This window comes from Blastococcus deserti (genome assembly GCF_042682525.1).
Lineage (GTDB): Bacteria > Actinomycetota > Actinomycetes > Mycobacteriales > Geodermatophilaceae > Blastococcus_B > Blastococcus_B deserti.
Genome location: NZ_JBHUHP010000001.1, coordinates 723,021 through 723,557, shown reverse-complemented (window position 1 = coordinate 723,557; position 537 = coordinate 723,021). Strand labels below are relative to the sequence as shown.

The 537-nt window shown below is 78.8% G+C and carries 1 pseudogene; it reads left to right on the top strand.

Annotated features, from left to right (window positions below):
- Positions 1 to 49: 49 nt before the first annotated feature.
- A pseudogene (locus ACFSHS_RS03460) lies at positions 50 to 537 on the top strand (hypothetical protein); the annotation flags it as partial.

Sequence of the window (537 nt, the reverse complement as noted above, 5' to 3'; positions counted from 1 at the left end):
CGCCGACGTCACCGTCCGCCCGGCACCCGATGGTATGGCGCAGCTGGCGGTGGACCTCCCTCAGCCGCTGGCCACCGCCATCCGGCACACGGTCGACGGCTACGCCCGCATGGCCAAGGCCGACGGCGATCCGCGCCCGATCGGCCAGCTGCGCGCCGGGGTGCTCGGCGATCTGGTGCTCCGCCCCTGGGACGCCAGCCGGCCACCGTTCACCGCCCACCTCACCGTCTGGGCTTCGCTGGACACCCTCGCCGCCGGCGCCGCGGGCCACGAGGCCTGTGCCGTCGGCCACGGCCTGCCCCACGCCCGGCCCGACCCCGCCGACCGCGCCGCGGCCGGGACGGCGGCGCCGTGCGGCATGGCTGTGCCGGCCACCGGCTGCGGCTGCGGGGCGCCGGCCGAGGTGGACGGGCAGCCGATCACCGCCGCTCAGCTGCGGGCCCTGCTCGAACAACTCGACGCCCTCTGCCCCGGCGGGCTGCAGGCCCCGGCGGGCGGCAGCCTGACCATCGCCCTCACCGATCCCGGCAGCGGCGC